This is a genomic window from Clostridium sp. DMHC 10, assembly GCF_001270375.1.
Taxonomy (GTDB): Bacteria; Bacillota; Clostridia; order Clostridiales; family Clostridiaceae; genus Clostridium_S; species Clostridium_S guangxiense.
This window is the reverse complement of sequence record NZ_LGVB01000015.1, coordinates 760,302-778,984: the sequence shown is the minus strand read 5'-3', so window position 1 is coordinate 778,984 and position 18,683 is coordinate 760,302. Positions and strand designations below refer to the sequence as shown.

Here is an 18,683-nt window from a genome sequence, read left to right as displayed (position 1 = left end):
CTTAAAAATTTTTTAATATGAAAACAAACTTTTTAATGTCTAAAGAATAAACAACATCCACATTTCTAGTTTCTTGCAGTACATGATTAATATCAACTACAGTGCACCCATATGTAAATTCTCCTCCAGTTTCAACAGAAACTGAACACTTATCAAATTTAAAGATATCTGGATTACTTGCATATATAACACCACACAAATTCGCAAGAGACTTATCAGATATTTTTAAGCTTTCAAAAAACAAATTAATTCATTTTTAATATAATCTGTAATATATTTATTTGTAGATGACCTTATACATTCTAATAATTCATTAATTTCTTCGTTACTTAGATGTGTTTTTTCAGTTACATCTAGTCCACACATAATTATAGGAACTCCTGAATTAAAAACAATGTCTGCTGCGTACGCATCTGAAAAATATTTTTTTCATGCACAAGGAGTACAATTTCCACCATAAATTGCGCCACCTACGACTACTATTTTATTTATGTTCTTTTTAATCTCTGGACATGATAAAAACATTTTAGCTATATTACTTAAGTTTCCTGTTGAAATAATACTTGCCTTCTTATGACTTTCCTTTAATTTCCTAAGCATAATTTTAGGTGAATCTTCAATTTGATAATCAATCTTTCTTATAAAATCTAATACTTCTTCATTAACCCTATCTTCATCTTTATTTGAATTTATTATAGGACTATTTTTTTCAAATATAAGCTTAATATTCTTATCAGACAATTTTTGTCAAGTTTAACAATATTGTTAATATCTATTAATTTTACGTCACGTGATATATTTATATTAATAGTATCTAAACTGATGCCCCTTATAAAAATGGCACTTAAAATAAAAATAATATTATCAAACCAATATTATAATCTATGAAAATTGGTTTCTTCACTAGATTTCCTCCTTAACAATAAAATTCGTTAATTATATAATGTTCACCATTTCAAAAATGTACAACATAAATTCCAGCATTTTTATTCAAAATACACAATAAAGCCTTTAAATCTTTGCACATTTTTTAATGTCAGTGTATATTATACCAGATATCATAAAAAAATAACATACATTTTTTTATTTTTTAATTTTTTGTTCGTGTTGTGACCAGTTAATGTTTATACATCCTTTTATTATAAAAAATTTTATTTATATACTAAATCATATGTTGAAGTTCCTCATCCTCATATGATAAACTTATCTAAGTATTAACTCTTATATACTCAAGATTGGATGTGTTTAGAATTAGTAGTGTGAATTATCAATTTATCTCTTTTGTAATAATAATAACATTGAGTTATATACTTAAAAGATTTGGTTTAATAAAAGAAGCTGATGGCGATGGTATGGCAAGAATTTTGTTTAATGTAACACTTCCTGCATTAATTATTGATACCTTTAACTCAATGAAACTAGATTCTTCCTTAATAATACTTACAATAATAGGTGCTATTTATGGACTTGCTATGTCATTTTTAGGAGTGTTTATTTTCAGAAAAGCTCCGCAAAATGTAAGAGGTGCTTTATCAATGGTAGTCCCTGGCTTTAACGTAGGCTTATTTGCATATCCAATTATTGAAGCAATATTTGGTAAACCAGGCTTAAAGTATATAGGCATGTTTGATATTGGAAATTCTATACCAATATTCGTATTTTGTTATATAATTGCATCACTTTTTTCAACTTCAGAAGCTAATATCGGAATAAAAGAAATCACAAAAAAATCTTTTGCCTCTTTACCACTTATGTCTTACATAATTGCCTTACTAATAAACTTATCCGGTCTTCATTTTCCTTCTCCGGTTATAAGTATTTGTAAAATAATATCAAAGGCAAATATGCCACTATCACTTTTGCTTCTTGGAGTATGCCTAAACTTTTCTATAGATAAAATATACTACAAAAGCATAGCAAAGATATTATTTGTAAGATACAGCTTTGGACTAGTAATTGGAATCATTTTATTTTTTGTTTTACCGTTTAATTTAACATTTAGATATACAATTCTCATAGGTTTAATACTCCCCATTGGTATGGCTGTTATACCTTATGCAGTTCAATTTAACTATGATAAAAAACTCGTTGGAACTTTATGTAATATAACTATGATATTGAGCTTCATAATGATATGGATTATAACTAATTTACAATAAACTACATAGAACTTTAAAATTTTATATATTATTTGTCTCGCAATTAATACTTTTTCACTTCACAATGCACACTGCAAAAATCGGCTTTCATTGTGCATTGTGAACTGTGCACTAATTATCTAAACTTCCATGGTCTTAAGTATATCTCTCTAACCCCTGTTTCCCGTGCATACTTTTCAATATAATTAATTAACTTATTTTGATATCCCTTTTCCTTTAAATCGTCATTAACATTCATCATAACCAATTCTGCAATTTCATCTTCTCCAGGTTCTCTTTTAAATTCAAGACTTCCAAAACCTTTAAGAGAATTTGCTTCCTCAATTACAAAAATCTCATACTTTGTATCATTAAAAAAATCATGTACCACCTGTCTTGCCGTTTTCTTAACCTTATCAGTATCTAATCCAGCTTTAACTAAATTTATCAATTGATTTTCATCTTCTAAATTTGCAACTCTTATGTTACACATATTCAAATCACCCTATCCCTTTAATTTTACTGCATATTTACTTATAAGTTATATATTAGTATAATTTACATTTTTAGTCAATAATACAACTTTCTAAGTAATACTTCTCAATAAAAATCACATTGAAGCAAAAGCATTATATTTAAGCATTAGCGCACTCTAATTAACATTACAAAAAATAAAAGGGGCTGTCGCATTAAATTTATTTTTAACCGTAATTCATAAATATTGCGAAGCAACTATAGTGAAAGATTTTAACTTGCTCTGCTAGTTAAAAGACTAACTTTTTTACCTTCGGTAAAAAGTGAAGGGTTTTAACCTGCTTTGCTTGTTAAAAAGTGAACTTTTTCATTTACATGAAAAGTTAATGAGGATTTTCCTTCGCTTCTCTACGAAAAATCTTTAAATTAAATTTTACGTGCACAGCACCGTAAAACCCTTCACCTTTCGCATAGCGAAAACCTTAGTCTTTTAACAAACGAAGTGAGTTAAAACCCTTCACTATAGTGCTCGACAAATTCCAGTTTATCAGGATAAATTTGGAGATTGCAATTTTAAAGTTTCAAGTTGTCTATCTATAGTGAAACTACTGCGAAACTTGAACTATATTAAATTTGCTGCTTATTAAATATTGAAATAGAACCTATAACACAAACTAATATTAACACACCTGATATAAAAATTGGATAATATAACTCTGATACCTTTACTGAATTAGTAAGTAAAGCTACATTATTAGAAGAAAGAGAAAAAGGATTGTACTTTTGCATTTTAGGAAACGCATTAAGAATCATCAAAATCACAGCAGCTGTACCTGTTATAAAAAGGCATCCATAACTGCTTTTTGCAAGAACCCCTCCTAATAAAATTACTGCTAATAAAAACACTCCAAAGAGCCATAGACAAAATATTGAAAATAACAAATTATGCATTTGATGATTTTTAAATAAATATGCTGTATATATGAAAGCCATTGTAAAGGCTAAAGCATAGCTTGTAGTCCAAATTATTATCATAGCAGTAAATTTTGATATTATAACTGTACTTCTATTTAAACCCTTCGTAAGCATATTTATTAAAGTCCCTCTAGACAGCTCATTTGCTAAAACTCCACTAAATATTAAAGCAGTAACAATTATCCCCATCCCCGAAATATTCTTAAAAAATTGTTTCCAGGAATCAATTGCAGCTGGCTCTGGCATAGATATCTTCATTCCATCCTTTTGTGCATAAGAAATAAGCTTTGGCATTAGTTTTGCTGCAAGAGGACTCATCATTCCAAAAGCAAAAAAAACAGCTATAATAACAAAAAACTTGTATGTCCTAACACTTTCGAGAAGCTCTTTTTTTAAAAATGCAATATAATTCCTCATTTTACCACCTCCATAAACAAACTCTCCAATGTTGGTTCCATCATTTCAAATTTAACAGGTGTTATTTGCTTTTTTGATAATAAGTCAATAAAAAATTGACCACCATTTTTTATATTTGAAACCTTAGCTATAATCTCAGATCCATCTCTTTTTAGCTGTACTTTTAAAGCTTTTAATTCTTCACACTCATAAAAACAAACCGCATCCTTCTCACTTATAAAATCTATAATAAAAGAATCTCTTCTATACTGCTCTTTTATCTCCGAAAAAGTACTTGAAAGTGCAATTTTCCCTTTATTTAAAATGGCAACATGATCACAAATACGCTCAACATCAGAAAGAATATGCGTTGAAAATATTACTGTAGCTTTTCCTTTTACAGACAGCAAAATATCAAGAATTTCCTTTCTACCAATCGGATCAAGTGCCGAAGTAGGCTCATCACAAATTAATAGTTTGGGCTCATTTAAAAGTGCCTGTGCAATTCCAAGCCTCTGCTTCATGCCGCGGGAAAACTCTCCAATTCTCCTATTTACATTTGAAATTCCAACTAAAGAAAGGAGTTTTCCGCTTCTTTCCTTAATTTGATTTTTTGATAAGCCAGTGATTTCACCACATAGCTTAAGATATTGCATAGGTTTCATATATCCATAAAATTCAGGTACATCTGGAAGATAACCTATATTGCGATTAGTTTTTGTTTCTCCATAACTGACTTTTTCACCGCACACGTAAATATTTCCACTATTAGCCTTAAAAGTCCAAGTATCATTTTCATTGTAGTTGTCTTTCCTGCACCATTTTGTCCCATGAAACCAAATATTGAATGTTCTGGCACCACTAAATTTAGGTCATTTATTACTGCATTGCTTCCAAAACTTTTATAAAGTCCTTTAATCTCTAAAACATTCATTATTCATCACCTCTACCTATTGTAAAATAAACAATAGGACCTATAAATTCAAGAATTAGCACTACAACTATCCACATTACTTTATTTCCAAAACGGTAATTTGGGTGTCTTAGTACATGAATAAGAGCTGTAACTGCCAAAACAATTTCTATAATAGCAAGTGGGATTAAAAAAGGTAAATATTCTGAAAGATTACTCATATTTATGCCTCCTCGCAATTATTTTTTAGTTTTTTTACTATACTTTTAAAGCGGGAACTCTCCTTAAGCACTGCAAAACTTGGATTACATATTACAGAATTCAACATGTTTTGTTTTATAGTTTTTTCATTCGTTACAGGATTTACTCCTAGATCAAGCTGCAAAAGCCAATCATCTAATAAGTCAAAGAAATCATCTCCATGGAGTTTAATTGGATAAATATCGCCTATTGAAATTTCTGTATATTTATTTAGTATATCCAGGGCTTTATCTTGCTCTCCCAAACTTGCATAGCCTTGAGCTGCATATATATAAATCTTTAATAAAAATGTTGGGTGAAGTTTTTCCATATTAAAAACTTCTGTAATTGCAAACACCCTGCGGAATATTTCTTCATATTTCTCTTTATCATTAATATAAAAAGTACTGTAAAGATCAAAGGCATCAATTAAACTCAATATATATTGATACATGCTAATTTGCAAAGTTTCTTTGGCATTTTCATTTTTACCAAGCATTTGATATGCCATTGCTGCTAAGGTTTCATTAGGTATCATTACCCTATCATTTGCATCCTCTAACAGTTCAAGTGCAGCTTTAGGGTCAGCAGTATATATTAAGCAAGCTGCTTCTAAATTCAATGCCTGTCTAGTTAACTCTATATCCTCACTTTCCACCTTTACTCTTATAAAAAGCTCCTTTGCTTCCTTCAGCAAAGCCATTTGTTCCTCTCTATCCTTTAAAAGCATACTGTGATTAAGTAAAAGTATACCCATTTGCAATAACAGCGGAAAACATGAATAATATTTTTTTATAATTTCACGGCAGTGTTTTATAACCCCATCAAAAGGCTTTTCTACAAAATCAGCGGCTAATTTATGATAAAGCTTTTTTATATCCTCCTTTGTCATTTGCGGCTCATATCCAATTAGCTCGTCAACACTGATGTTAAAATATGCTGCAAGCTGCGGCAGAAAAACAATATCAGGATAACTTAAGCCTGTTTCCCATTTTGAAACAGAAGCCTTTGAAACACCAATATAATTTGCAAGCTCTTCTTGTGTTATTCCCTTTTCTCTTCTTTTACTTACAATTACTTTTGCTAAGTTTATTTCTTTCATAGGATCTCCTCCTTCTTACATCTATATTGTATGCAAAAAAAATCAACCACTCAATGGATTTGTGGTTGATTTAAGTTAAAAAAGTCAACTGTGGGTAAATTTACATACAGATTTCTCACTTCACTTATTTGCCCTAACAGCAAAATTTATCCATACTTCTTGTATTTTTTCTACAAGCCCTTTTTCACTGTGCTCCTCGCATAATACAGCACCTATATTATTTTCCTTAAGCACATCAAGAGTTATAGGTCCAATAGCTATGGATATCTTCTCCTTTATTTTTTCTATTCCTACAAGTTCTATCATATTTCTAACAGTGCTAGGACTTGTAAATAAAACTATATCCGTTTCGTCAAAGGCTCTTGTATTTTTAACTTCGCCTACTATTGTTTCATAAATATTAACCTTATCTACCTCTAAACTCAATTTACTTATTTCTTGAGCTAAATAATTTCTAGCTTTTGAGGAACTAGGCATAAGCACCTTTTCGCCTGGCTTAAGTATAGGTTTTATAATCTCAAATAGTCCCTCTGCTTGAAATTTCTCTGCTACCTTTAAAGGCATTACGCCTTTTTCTTTTAAAGCTTTTGAGGTAGCCTTTCCAACAACACTAAACTTTGCCTTAAGGTTTCTTATATCATAGTTTTGTTCTTTTAAATACTCAAAGAAAAAATCCACTCCATTTACAGAAGTAAATATTATATGATTATAATGATTAAGCCTTGATAAGTATCCTTTTAGATTGTATGTAGTTGATTTAAATTTAATGGAGTTTATTTCTGTAACCTCTGCTCCCAAATCCTTTAAAGTATATCTTATGCTAGAAGCTTGCTTTTTTGACCTCGTCACGCAAATATTAGCTCCAAACAAAGGCTGGCTTTCATACCAGTTTAAACTTTCATTAAAATTAACAACTTCTCCTACAACGATTATACACGGAGATTTAAGCTCTGCTCTTTTGCTTTTCACTTCTATATTTTCTAAAATTCCCACTACTTTTTTCTGCTTTGAAGAGGTTCCTCTCATTATTATGGCAGCTGGCGTGCTTTTATTTTTACCGTTATAAACTAAATTTTCTACTATTTTCGATAGATTTTCCAACCCCATTAAAAACACCAAAGTACCTGTTTCTTTAGCCACAGCTTGCCAATTAACCTTTTCACCACTAGCAGACATACCAGTTATTACATGGAAGCTTTGGGAAATTCCCCTTTGAGTTATTGGTATACCTCCATAATTTAATACAGCTATAGCAGAAGTTATTCCTGGGATCACCTCAAACGGAATGTTTTCTTTAACTAATTCTAAAGCTTCTTCTCCTCCTCTGCCAAAGACATATGGATCCCCACCTTTAACCCTTCCTACTATATGACCTTCTTTAGCCAATTTCACTAATATCTTATTTATTTCCTCTTGGGTTTTGTAATGTGCACCTGGTTCCTTTCCACAGTAATAAACTTCACAGCCTTCACTTACATAATTCAAAATATTATTTCCAACAAGCCTATCATAAAGCACAGCTGTACATTCCTTTAGTTTTCTTACGGCCTTCAAAGTTATAAGTTCTTCATCTCCAGGCCCTGCTCCAATTAAATAAACTTTTCCCATACTCTTCTCCTTAAGCCTTTAATATTAACTTAGCTAGTTCCTTACCCAGCCTTACACTATCTTCTTTACTTCCAACCAAATCCTTTTTTATCACCTTTCCATTAACCTCATATGTTCCCAATAAATAAAGTTCTGAACCCTCAAGTTCACTATAGGTTCCTATTAAAGAATGACAATCGCCATTCAATTCTCTCATGAAACTTCTTTCAGCCTCCAGCTTACATCTCTCCTCCTTATTGTCTAAAGTATCAAAATAATGCCTTTTGCTGCTGCTTTTCTTAACTTCTATAGCTAAAGCGCCCTGTCCTACGGCTGGCAAAAACTCTTTTGGATCTAAATAAGTTGAAATAATGCTTTCTAAACCCAATCTTTTAATACCGGCAGCTGCTAGTATTATTCCATCCAATTTTTCCTCCTTCATCTTTTTGAGCCTTGTTTGAACATTACCCCTTATTGGTACAATTTCTAAATCCTCACGCTTCTTTTTAAGTTGAACTGCCCTTCTTATGCTACTAGTACCTATTTTAGCTCCTTTTTTTAATTCCTCAAAAGCTATTCCTTCTCTAGTGATAACTGCATCTCTAACATCTTCTCTTTCAGGGATAGCCGCGATTTCCAAAGCGGGATCTAACGCATAAGGTACATCCTTCATGCTGTGAACAGCGGCATGGGCTTTTTCTTCTAGAAGTGCAATTTCAATTTCCTTAACAAAAACACCCTTTCCACCAATTTTATCTAAAGTAACATTTAGCTTTTTGTCTCCCTCTGTAGTTATTAATAACTTTTCACTTTCTATTCCATGTGCCTTTTTTAACAAATCCATTACTATTTCTGTTTGAATTTGAGCTAATTTACTTTTCCTTGTAGCAATAATCAAACTCATATTTTCACTTCACCTCAATCAAATAATTCACCTATTACGTCTTCGGGAAAAAACAGCATTAAAACTTCTCTAGCCTTCCCCTTTTCCCACATAAATTTATAATCTTTTGTAGCTATAAAATTAATTATTTCCGTTTTATGCCTATCAAATTTCTTTGCCTTATTTCTTAAATTATTTATGAAACCTATAAATATATCATAATCCTTTAAACTATGTTTAACTTCTTCTTTTAACATAACTGCTGCTTTAGGATTGCCACCTTTAGTATTCAAAGCAAAGCTTATATTTTCTAAAGAAGCTTGAGCTGGAACTGTTCCCATACCTCTTTTAAAGTCACTTAAAGTAAAAAACAGTTTTGATTTTTTATTGCAGTCAGCAATTATCTCTTCTTCAAGTTCTCCCTTTTTCACAGCTATGATTATAATATGCTTATCTTCTATAAATTCACTTTTATATTCACCTTGAATTATTTCTACACCACTTAAACTTTCAAATTCTTTTATGAAATTCCTAGCCACAACTTGCACCTCGCAGTTGTGATAAATAAAACTGCGAGCCTTAATATAAGCTCCTCTTCCACCACCTATTATTCCAACTCTTACCCTGCTTGGGATAATAGAAATAAACATAATATCATTTTCAAGCATTCCTCATCACTTCCATATAACTTTTAACAGTTTTACAGTTATAATTTTACTTCATTATATTAATATTATATCAATTACGCTTAGTTTTAAAGTTTTTTTATTTCTTTAAAATCAGTGTAATTATACTATGATTTGTATATAAATGCTATTTTATTATTCTCATCCTGCTTTTCTTTAGAGAATCCATGGCTATCACTCCATCTTTAATTTTTATAACTCTATCTGCCTTTTCAGCAATTTTATCATCATGAGTAATTACAACAAAGGTGGTTTTTATTTTCTTATTGATATCCCTTAAAAGATCATATATATTCTCTGTTGCTTCGGAATCTAAATTACCTGTAGGTTCATCTGCCAGTATAATTTTGGGGTTATTTATAAGCGATCTAGCAATAGCTGTTCTCTGCTGCTGCCCACCAGACATATCATTTACGAGATTGTTTTTAACTTCTCCAAGACAAACTAGTTCTAAAAGTTCATTAGCCCTTCTTATTACTTCTTTTGAAGGTTTTGAATTTCCAATCATATAGGGGATTAGAACATTCTCAATAGCAGTAAACTCAGGAAGTAAATAATGAAATTGAAATACAAAACCTATAGTTTTATTTCTAAGTTCAGCTAACTCATCTTTATTCATAGTATCTGTTCTTATTCCATCTATATAAACTTCCCCCTCCGTAGGTCTGTCTAAAGTTCCCATTATATTTAGTAAAGTACTTTTCCCACTGCCAGAAGCTCCAATGATTGAATTAAACGTTCCCTCTTCAAAAGAAAGATTTATACCCTTTAAAACTTTTGTCTTTATCACCATCCATAGGCTTTATTTATATTATTTAATCTTATTATATTATGCATTTCAATCACCTCTATTGGATTTAATTTTGATGAACTTTTATATAGTTTTAATGAAAAAACTCTTTTATAAAAGGCCCCTATAACCTATTATAAAATCTTGTGTTATAGAGACCTTAACAATATACAGTATGTACAAAAAAACTTACTTATGATGACTTTTTATAGTGAAACTACTGCGAAACTTGAACTATTTATGTACCAAAATACCACTCTTAAAGGGATTATGGTACACATATAATTTGTAGTTAAGCTAGTTTCACTATATTATTCTGCTTCCAAAAGTAATAATTGCATAAATGCCGCTGGCAAATAAAATTGAATCTTCTGGTACATTAAAAATAAATATCTTAGGAAAACCAGTTAATGCCCATATAATTAGCAGCCCTACTAAAAATAGGTTTGTTTTTTTAGGGCATGAACAAAGCAGAGCCAGTGAAAAAACGGTCATTGGGCACGGCATAATACTAGTACTTATTGATGGGTATCTCTTTCCAAATAGCATACTTATAACCGGATATAAAAGCCATAAAGCATAAAATATGCAGGTAAATATCATTTGCTTTTTTTCAAATACAAAATCAATCTTTTTCCATAAAACATCTATGATCCATAAAATTCCAATTATAACAAACAAAGATCCTGTTAAATATTTTTTTGCTTCTGCAGATCCATAAGTATAAAAAGAAAACTATTCCAATCCATAGAAAAATAATTCCAACATAAAACTTAATAAATTTTTTTAAAAATTGGTGTTGGTTTTAAATACAATGATATTGTAAGTGCTATGCATACAATCAATAAAATAATTTGAATAATCCACGTATTCAAATTATAATTTGCTATTGTGTTCCAAAATACATTACTCATTTATTTCTCCTTTTCCTATTTAGACAACTTAATTACTTTAGTGAATGAATTCATTCACTAAAGTAATTATAATTTATAAATCCATTAATGTCAAAAAAAGCATCATGGTATTTCCACAATGCTTTTTAATTATTTTAACTTTTATAAATCATCCCAATTAGCTCCTATATTTTCATCTGTTGATTGCAAAACATTTTTGCAAATAGTTTTAATCACATTAGTAAAAGAGAGAATATGATCTTTTATATTTTGTTCAGGCATATCATGATGAATAATATTGACTAATCCAAATGTTAAAAATCTTACCGTTGTTGGAACATCCGAACATTCAAAAATTCCTTTTTCAACGCCTTTATTAACTATAGGTATCATCAATTCTACAACCTGATCTGTAATTCTTTCTAAACGTGCTGCACTTATTTCTGGTTCTTTCTTAAAAGCCGCTTCAAATTCTTCATGCTTTACAGCATACTCAAGCATCCTTAATATTATCAAATTAAAATTATCAACAATATTATCATTTAACAGTGGTGCCTTAATGTGATCTACAAAATTTAAAGCATAATAATCAGAAGTTGCAGCAAATATCTCTTGCTTAGATTTAAAATATCTATAGCATAATCCCTGTGCTACATTCATCCTTCCTGCTATATCTTTAATAGTTGTATTTTCATATCCCTTTTCTTGAAATATCTGCAGTGCCGTTTCAATAATTTCTTGTCTACGTTCTTCCGGCGCTTTTGTTATTCTTGACATAATAACCTCCATAGTGTTTAATATGAACTTATTTACTCTACTTCAACTTTAACCACTTCAATATTATTTTGTCAATAGCCTGCACATCCGTTTTCACATATTCTTTAGATTACATTATAACGCTTAAGCAAATCTTCAATGATTGTTCCTTGAATCTTCTTTAAAGCTTTGCACCATTCATCTTGGCATCACATTTTTTATGACTATTGAAGTTTATCAAAAATCACATAGATTACCGCCTAAATCTCAATATTATATTGAATCAACAATACTGTTGGCAATGGCCTCCATTGAGTCCACGTTATCTTCCTTCATAGCTGAGCTTACTGTCACGTCACTATCTAGAATGGTCATTTCTTTCATCTCATCCAAAAGTTCACGCATAAGCTTACCAGCTTGAGGAGCCCATGAGCCATTTTCTATAATAGCAAATATGCGTTTTTGAAGATTTAGTGCCTTCATATCCATTATATAGTTAAGCATAGGAGGATAAATCTTTAAATTATAAGTTACAGAAGCAAGAACTACATGACTATATTTAAAGGTTTCAGAAATCAAATATGATACATGCGTTTTTGAAACATCATACATAACTACATTCGTCATCCCCTTTTTAACTAATCTTGTTGCCAAATCACTAGCGGCTGACTCCGTGTTTCCATACATTGTTGCATAAACAATCATTACGCCCTTTTCTTCCGGTTCATAACGACTCCATTTGTCATACTTATCTAGCAAGTATACAAAATCATTACGCCATACTGGTCCATGAAGTGGGCAAATAAACTTAATATCAAGATTACTTGCTTTCTTTAAAAGAGCTTGAACATGAGGACCATACTTACCTACAATGTTTGTATAATATCTTCTAGCATCATCAATCCAATCACGGTCAAAATTTACCTCATCATTAAATAGTTTACCATCCAAAGCACCAAAAGATCCAAAAGCATCAGCAGAGAACAATACACCATTTGTAGTATCATAACTAACCATAGCTTCTGGCCAATGCACCATTGGAGCAGAAACAAATGCGACCTTATGTTTTCCAAAAGACATTGTATCTCCTTCTTTGACTTTTATTGCCTTATCATCAATTGGAAATCCAAACTGATGCATAAACATAAAAGCCTTTTCAGTACATATAATTTTTGCATCTGGATAACGAAGAATAATCTCTTCAATGCAAGCTGCATGGTCTGGTTCCACATGATTAATTACCATATAATCTAAGTTTCTGTCATTTAAAACTGCTTCAATATTCTCAAGAAACTGACGGCAAATTGACCAATCTACTGTATCAAATAACACAGCTTTTTGATCTAAAAGTACGTAAGAGTTATAGGAAACACCTCGTGGAATGGGATGAATATTTTCAAACAATGCAAGGCGGTGATCATTTCCACCAGCCCAATAAAGATCTTCAGTTATTTTTCTAACACAATACATGGCCTTAATCCTCCTTTACGCCAAAAGCATATTCTTATAAAAATTAAACTTCTATAAACATGTCCTTTTCTTCACCACAAGCAGGACAAGTCCATTCTTCTGGTAAATTTTCAAAAAGTGTACCTGGAGATATTTCCCCTTCTGAATCTCCTACACCAGGATCATATTCATAACCACATCCGTTACAAACATAGTGCTTCCAAACTTTAGCAGCTTTCTTTGGAACTGCTCTCCTCATCTTCTTCATTGGTGGAGCCTCCTTCTTCGGCTGCCCATTATCTAAAGCTTTAGTTAGAAGTGGCAATATTTCTTTTAAATCACCAACGATACCGTAATCTGAGTTTTTAAAAATCTTAGCATTAGGATCAATATTTATAGCAACAATTGTAGTTGCATCCTTTATACCTTTCAAATGCTGGCCTGCACCAGAAATTCCACAGGCAACATAAAGGTTACCATTAAATTTTTGACCCGACATACCAACATAACGGTTGAGCGGCACATATCTAAGCGTCTCAGCTACAGGACGAGAGGAACCTATAGCTGCACCAGCTTGAACTGCCAAAGCTTCTATTAACTTCATATTTTCTTTTTCTCCTATGCCTAAACCTGCACTAACCACTCTTTCAGCCTTACTTATAGGAGTATCCAACGCAATCCCAACTGTGAAATCATAACCATCTTTTTTAAGAGCTTCTACAAGAGCATTAACTTTCTCTTCCAAAGTTCCATCCTTAAAAATCACTTTTTTACGATAGCCAGTTGCAGATTCTCTCTTATAAGCTCTACCTGAGCTCTCACTCTTCGACATTTTACCAATTATATGAGCAGCAATAACTACACGCTGAATTTCATTTGTTCCCTCATATATTGTACAAATTTTAGCATCTCTATAAGCACGTTCAACCTCCATTCCTTTTAAATATCCACTTCCTCCAAATATTTGAAGTGAATCGTTTACAATCTTAAGACAAACATCTGAAGCATATTGTTTTGCCATAGCAGCTTCCATACTATAATGCTCATGATTCTCCTTTAATTCTGCAGCACTGTAAATAAGTAGTCTAGCTGCTCTAAGCTTTGTTGCCATATCTGCTAACTTAAAAGCAATGCTTTGCTGCTGACATATAGGTTTACCAAATTGAATTCTTTCTTTTGAATATTCAAGTGCATGTTCATAAGCACCTTGAGCAATACCAAGAGCCTGAGCTGCAATGCCAATACGTCCACCATCTAAGGTAGCCATAGCAATTTTAAAACCTTCGCCTTCTTTGCCTAATAAATTTTTTTTTGGTACTTTTACGTCATTAAAAATTAGTTCCGCAGTAGCAGAAGAACGAATACCCATCTTGTCATAATGTTTGCCAAAACTAAAACCTTCATAGCCCTTCTCTACGATAAAAGCACTGATACCATGAATACCAATATTTGGTGTAGTGACGGCAAAAACAACGTAAATATCAGCCTCACCACCATTAGTAATAAAAATCTTTTCCCCATTTAAAATATAATAATCGCCTTCTAAAACAGCAGTAGTCTCTGTGCCACCAGCGTCACTACCAGCATTTTCTTCAGTAAGACCGAAAGCACCAAGCTTCTCTCCTTTTGCTAGTGGAACTAAGTATTTTTGCTTCTGTTCCTCTGTTCCATAGGCAGCAATAGGATATGTTCCCAAAGATGTATGAGCAGAAAGAATTACACCTGTACCACCATCTACCTTTGATAATTCTTCAACAGCAATTGCATAGCTGATTACATCCAACCCTGCTCCACCATAATCCTTAGAATATGGAATTCCCATCATTCCTAAATCTTTTAACTTATGAATTGTTTCTGCAGGAAATTTATTTTCCTGATCCAACATAAATGCAATAGGTTTAACTTCTTCTTCAGCAAACTCCCTAATTTTTGTCCTAAAAATTTCATGTTGTTTTGTAGTTGTGAAATACATAAGAACACCTCCTTTTAATTATAGATATACTACTATTTGTAATAAAATACTAAGAACACAGAATTTTGATACAAATAAGTTTTAAAATTGTAACCCTTAATATGGTTTAATGAATACCTTTTTACACCAATCATATTGTAAAAAATATTTCTTAAATGTATACCCAAATCGTATACATTTATTATATACCTTATTGGTATAGTTTTCAATACTAATTACAAAATTTATCCAGTATGTATTCAATTTCAAATAACATCATATGTAAAAATATGTTCATAGTACGAATACGCGGACATAAAAATAATTAACTAATTGTATTTTTATAATATCGCTCCAAAAATAGGACTAAGGCATTTCTCTCCTTAATCCTATTATCCAATCATTTATCTAGTTGTCTTCTGCTGAATCATATTTTTTACTTCTTCTTGTGTTAAACCACTAGCGTTAATAACAGGTATCTTAGTAGAAGTATCACTAATCCCCATCATGTCTGTGTTGCGATCTGATGTAATAATTGCATCTAAATTTTGCACTTGCAAACATTACCTTCAATATCTGGTCCTAAAGTTTCTACTGAATAACCCTCAGTTTTTAAATAACTAGCAATGTTAGATAATCCTTCTTCTACGCCAATTTTTTTTCATAAGTTATCACCTCGTTTTTATTTTTTCCACTCATAGGTGATGATATACGTGCTTATTCTAGTAAAAATTTTCAAATAAAATTACATTACAACCTTCTTCTAAGCAATGATAAGTGCTGCGAAATATTTCTTTTTGACACAAAGTCATATGAATCTTTAAAGCCCATATATGATAAAATTATTAATAGTGGATATACTGGATAAATATATCTAGATTTAATTTCCCACAAAATATAGAATGCAATAAATCCTAAAATTATTAGAATTAAAAACACTTCCCCAAATCTTTTAACTTTCATTTCATTTATTAATCTAATAAAAATGAAACAATACATTAGAAAATTCATTACATATAATATCCAAAATAGTCCACTCCTATATTTTGAATTTCCTTTAAATAATTTTGTGGCAAAAGTATAGTAGCTATAAGGTTGTTGTATAATGATCCTTTTCTGATTTAATTTAAATATTCTTACATTACCAATACCAAATGTATCAATTTGATATGTTCCTTCCGTCCAAATCCATATAATCTTTTTATAATACATTTTTACTAAGTCACTAAAACTTGCATTAGAAAATTTATTTTTAATTTCTTTTTTAAATAACTCTGTACTTTTTTCTTTATTATACTTTGCTTTTACCTGATATATATTGTAGCTTTGCATATCGTCCCAAAAGCCAAACTTGTCCTTATTAATCCCCATATTAAGCCACATAGATATAGGTGCAGAATTTTTCGTGATGGATTGATTTACAACATGGGTTGCCTGTAAAACAATATTTTCAGTCCATCCTGGAATATTAAATATCAGCCCCATTACACAAAGGGATATCATTGCCTTCTTAATTCCAAGCTCTTTTGTATTTAGTAAAACGTAGATAAGCGCCGCTATTAAGAAAATAGCTCCTATTCCTCTAAAGTAATTACCGATTGATAAAAGAATTGATGCAATAATAATATACTTAATATACTTTTCTTTTACAAGTCTTACAAAAAAATACACAGCAGTAGTAAGAAATGCTGCAGCTATAATGTCATTATATATATAGTTACTCATAAATAATGATGGTATATACGTCGCAGCAAATATTAAAACACCATAGTCATTTTCTTTTGACCTATAGTTTACTTCTTTATATATTAAGTAAATCATTGAAGTTGTAACAAGGGAAAATAATATATTAAAAATTTTTAAAATCAAATAGCTATTTGAAATATAGATAATAAAATTTTTATATATAATACCGTTGAAAAATTAAAAGGAAACATATAAAGATATCCACCGGTTTGAAATGAGGAATAATCATTATTGTATAACATTTTTAAAGCCAATGAAAGTACCTCATTAGAGTCATCTGTAGGTAACTTAGGAAATATAACTATAATAACCATTTGAATTATAAAACTAGCTATGAGAGTTAATGTAATTACATCTCTTCTACTATATTTATTAAGCTTTAAACACAACCAATACAAGACTATGCTTAATAAGATTAGTATCACTATAAGTAAAATAAAATCACTAAGCTTTTGTCTTTGGAAAACTGCTCTATCTCCATATATAAAGTTGTTATACTCTGCTCTAACAAAAAATGAAGACCCTATAAAAAGCCCAATAAAAAAAATAAGTATAAAATATATTATCTTTTTAATAAACCCCAACATATAAAAGCCCCTTTATGATAATTGTTATTCTTTTAACTAAGCTTGCACTATAAAAAGCTTCATTATCCTCCTATTATTAACTTATTTTACATTAATTGTTTATATTATATTATTATGCTTAATAAATTCAAAAATTTTTATTACATAACATTTATAGGAGGTTGTGAAAAAGGTATTCTATAGGTTTTACTACACCACGCATAAAGCATTATAAGCGGTCCGTAAAAAGAATACCTACATTTTTCACATCCTTATTTTTTATGAAGGTAATCCTTATTTAAAATCATCAATAAATGTGCTAATCTTATCAATATCAAAATCACTATATACAAGGGGTTTTCCATCCTTTAAGAAATTAAGTTTATCGTGAAAGTCTTCCTTTTCTTCTTCATAAAGAATTCCAACAGGAATCTTATCTCCCCATTCCATAGCTTTTTCCATGGCCTTTAATTTATTGGTTTTATCATAGCTTTCATCTAAAGTATAAATTCTCTTTTTATACCATTGATAAGTATTAACCTTATTAAAGCTTACACATGGTTGAAGTATATCTACCAAGGCATATCCTTTATAATTTATGGCCGCCTTCATTATTTCTTTTAGTTGTTCTTTATCATTGCTAAAAGCTCTTGCAACAAAACCTGCTCCTAAAGTAATTGCAAGAAGTACAGGATTCATTGGAATGTTATTTGATCCATAAGGCTGTATTGATGTAACTTGACCCATATCAGTGGTTGGAGATGCCTGACCTTTTGTAAGTCCATAAATTTGGTTATCGTGAACAAAATGTGTTATATCAACATTTCTCCTAATATTGTGAATAAAGTGATTTCCTCCTTCACCATAAGAATCTCCATCACCAGAATCAACAATTACAGTTAAAGCCTTGTTTGCAATCTTTGCTGCCGCTGCTGCTGGAAGAGCTCTTCCATGAAGTCCACAAAATCCATTAGTATTTAAATATTGAGGCATTTTCGCAGCCTGACCAATACCGCCAACTAAAAGCACTTCATGTGGTTTTTTATTTAACTCTATGAGGGTCTCCTTAAGCGCGTCCAATATTATAAAATTTCCGCATCCAGGACACCATGCAGTTTCTAAAGCACAAAATTCCATT

At 30.9% G+C, this 18,683-nt stretch carries 15 protein-coding genes and 5 pseudogenes; 1 reads left to right on the top strand and 19 read right to left on the bottom strand.

Annotated features, from left to right (window positions below; translation table 11 throughout):
* Nucleotide 1 precedes the first annotated feature (1 nt).
* Nucleotides 2-244, bottom strand: coding sequence for a nucleoside hydrolase (locus tag AGR56_RS05635; RefSeq protein WP_053241456.1), 243 nt, complete (start codon nt 242-244; stop codon nt 2-4).
* A pseudogene (locus AGR56_RS23260) lies at nt 226-741 on the bottom strand (nucleoside hydrolase). The gene AGR56_RS05635 and the pseudogene AGR56_RS23260 overlap by 19 nt, the downstream one beginning before the upstream one ends.
* A 500-nt stretch (nt 742-1,241) precedes the next feature.
* Here AGR56_RS23260 and AGR56_RS05625 point away from each other — a divergent pair.
* Complete coding sequence (locus tag AGR56_RS05625; protein WP_278279579.1) at nt 1,242-2,159, top strand: AEC family transporter; 918 nt, start codon at nt 1,242-1,244, stop codon at nt 2,157-2,159.
* Nucleotides 2,160-2,274: 115 nt separating this feature from the next.
* On the opposite strand, the gene AGR56_RS05620 is transcribed toward AGR56_RS05625, so the two are convergent.
* From AGR56_RS05620 to AGR56_RS05545, 17 genes and pseudogenes are all read right to left on the bottom strand, one after another.
* Entirely contained in the window at nt 2,275-2,631 is a 357-nt protein-coding gene (locus AGR56_RS05620) for a GNAT family N-acetyltransferase (RefSeq protein WP_053241454.1), read from the bottom strand.
* A 608-nt stretch (nt 2,632-3,239) separates the two neighbouring features.
* On the bottom strand, nt 3,240-4,004 hold the full coding sequence (locus tag AGR56_RS05615) for an ABC transporter permease subunit (protein WP_053241453.1): 765 nt from the start codon (nt 4,002-4,004) through the stop codon (nt 3,240-3,242).
* A pseudogene (locus AGR56_RS05610) lies at nt 4,001-4,917 on the bottom strand (ABC transporter ATP-binding protein). The gene AGR56_RS05615 and the pseudogene AGR56_RS05610 overlap by 4 nt, the downstream one beginning before the upstream one ends.
* Nucleotides 4,917-5,117 carry a PLD nuclease N-terminal domain-containing protein gene (locus AGR56_RS05605; protein WP_157055676.1) on the bottom strand — a complete coding sequence of 67 codons (201 nt, stop codon included), beginning with the start codon at nt 5,115-5,117 and terminating at the stop codon, nt 4,917-4,919. Before AGR56_RS05605 ends, AGR56_RS05610 begins: the two are co-directional and overlap by 1 nt.
* A 2-nt stretch (nt 5,118-5,119) precedes the next feature.
* Nucleotides 5,120-6,238: a helix-turn-helix transcriptional regulator gene (locus tag AGR56_RS05600; RefSeq protein WP_053241452.1), complete on the bottom strand. Its 1,119-nt coding sequence runs from the start codon at nt 6,236-6,238 to the stop codon at nt 5,120-5,122.
* Nucleotides 6,239-6,358: 120 nt separating this feature from the next.
* On the bottom strand, nt 6,359-7,846 hold the full coding sequence (gene cobA / locus AGR56_RS05595; RefSeq protein ID WP_053241451.1) for a uroporphyrinogen-III C-methyltransferase: 1,488 nt from the start codon (nt 7,844-7,846) through the stop codon (nt 6,359-6,361).
* Between the two features lie 10 nt (nt 7,847-7,856).
* Nucleotides 7,857-8,729, bottom strand: coding sequence for a hydroxymethylbilane synthase (hemC, locus tag AGR56_RS05590; RefSeq protein WP_053241450.1), 873 nt, complete (start codon nt 8,727-8,729; stop codon nt 7,857-7,859).
* Nucleotides 8,730-8,743: 14 nt separating this feature from the next.
* Nucleotides 8,744-9,376 carry an NAD(P)-dependent oxidoreductase gene (locus tag AGR56_RS05585; RefSeq protein WP_053241449.1) on the bottom strand — a complete coding sequence of 211 codons (633 nt, stop codon included), beginning with the start codon at nt 9,374-9,376 and terminating at the stop codon, nt 8,744-8,746.
* Nucleotides 9,377-9,521: 145 nt separating this feature from the next.
* Nucleotides 9,522-10,231, bottom strand: a pseudogene (locus AGR56_RS05580) (ABC transporter ATP-binding protein).
* A 259-nt stretch (nt 10,232-10,490) separates the two neighbouring features.
* Nucleotides 10,491-10,901: pseudogene (locus AGR56_RS21435) on the bottom strand (DUF6064 family protein); the annotation flags it as partial.
* A 338-nt stretch (nt 10,902-11,239) separates the two neighbouring features.
* A complete protein-coding gene (locus AGR56_RS05570; RefSeq protein ID WP_053241447.1) occupies nt 11,240-11,854 on the bottom strand; it encodes a TetR/AcrR family transcriptional regulator in 615 nt (204 codons plus the stop codon).
* Nucleotides 11,855-12,106: 252 nt separating this feature from the next.
* Entirely contained in the window at nt 12,107-13,303 is a 1,197-nt protein-coding gene (locus AGR56_RS05565) for an FprA family A-type flavoprotein (protein ID WP_053241446.1), read from the bottom strand.
* A 43-nt stretch (nt 13,304-13,346) separates the two neighbouring features.
* Nucleotides 13,347-15,254 (bottom strand): acyl-CoA dehydrogenase family protein, encoded by a 1,908-nt coding sequence (locus AGR56_RS19365; protein ID WP_084756881.1) that lies wholly within the window; start codon nt 15,252-15,254, stop codon nt 13,347-13,349.
* A gap of 383 nt (nt 15,255-15,637) precedes the next feature.
* Nucleotides 15,638-15,888: pseudogene (locus AGR56_RS05555) on the bottom strand (YkuS family protein).
* Between the two features lie 95 nt (nt 15,889-15,983).
* A complete protein-coding gene (locus AGR56_RS05550) occupies nt 15,984-17,054 on the bottom strand; it encodes a glycosyltransferase family 39 protein (RefSeq protein WP_242851328.1) in 1,071 nt (356 codons plus the stop codon).
* A gap of 44 nt (nt 17,055-17,098) precedes the next feature.
* Nucleotides 17,099-17,563 carry a hypothetical protein gene (locus tag AGR56_RS21430; RefSeq protein ID WP_242851327.1) on the bottom strand — a complete coding sequence of 155 codons (465 nt, stop codon included), beginning with the start codon at nt 17,561-17,563 and terminating at the stop codon, nt 17,099-17,101.
* Between the two features lie 276 nt (nt 17,564-17,839).
* Nucleotides 17,840-18,682 (bottom strand): thiamine pyrophosphate-dependent enzyme, encoded by an 843-nt coding sequence (locus AGR56_RS05545; RefSeq protein ID WP_053241445.1) that lies wholly within the window; start codon nt 18,680-18,682, stop codon nt 17,840-17,842.
* Between the last annotated feature and the right edge of the window lies 1 nt (nt 18,683).

Bases quoted from the DNA above. Each gene is read 5' to 3' on its own strand.
- AGR56_RS05605 (WP_157055676.1), bottom strand. From the start codon at position 5,117: ATGAGTAATCTTTCAGAATATTTACCTTTTTTAATCCCACTTGCTATT.
- hemC (WP_053241450.1), bottom strand. From the start codon at position 8,729: ATGAGTTTGATTATTGCTACAAGGAAAAGTAAATTAGCTCAAATTCAA.
- AGR56_RS05615 (WP_053241453.1), bottom strand. From the start codon at position 4,004: ATGAGGAATTATATTGCATTTTTAAAAAAAGAGCTTCTCGAAAGTGTT.
- cobA (WP_053241451.1), bottom strand. From the start codon at position 7,846: ATGGGAAAAGTTTATTTAATTGGAGCAGGGCCTGGAGATGAAGAACTT.
- AGR56_RS05550 (WP_242851328.1), bottom strand. From the start codon at position 17,054: ATGATTTACTTAATATATAAAGAAGTAAACTATAGGTCAAAAGAAAAT.
- AGR56_RS05585 (WP_053241449.1), bottom strand. From the start codon at position 9,376: ATGCTTGAAAATGATATTATGTTTATTTCTATTATCCCAAGCAGGGTA.
- AGR56_RS05545 (WP_053241445.1), bottom strand. From the start codon at position 18,682: ATGGAATTTTGTGCTTTAGAAACTGCATGGTGTCCTGGATGCGGAAAT.
- AGR56_RS19365 (WP_084756881.1), bottom strand. From the start codon at position 15,254: ATGTATTTCACAACTACAAAACAACATGAAATTTTTAGGACAAAAATT.
- AGR56_RS05600 (WP_053241452.1), bottom strand. From the start codon at position 6,238: ATGAAAGAAATAAACTTAGCAAAAGTAATTGTAAGTAAAAGAAGAGAA.
- AGR56_RS05570 (WP_053241447.1), bottom strand. From the start codon at position 11,854: ATGTCAAGAATAACAAAAGCGCCGGAAGAACGTAGACAAGAAATTATT.
- AGR56_RS05620 (WP_053241454.1), bottom strand. From the start codon at position 2,631: ATGTGTAACATAAGAGTTGCAAATTTAGAAGATGAAAATCAATTGATA.
- AGR56_RS05565 (WP_053241446.1), bottom strand. From the start codon at position 13,303: ATGTATTGTGTTAGAAAAATAACTGAAGATCTTTATTGGGCTGGTGGA.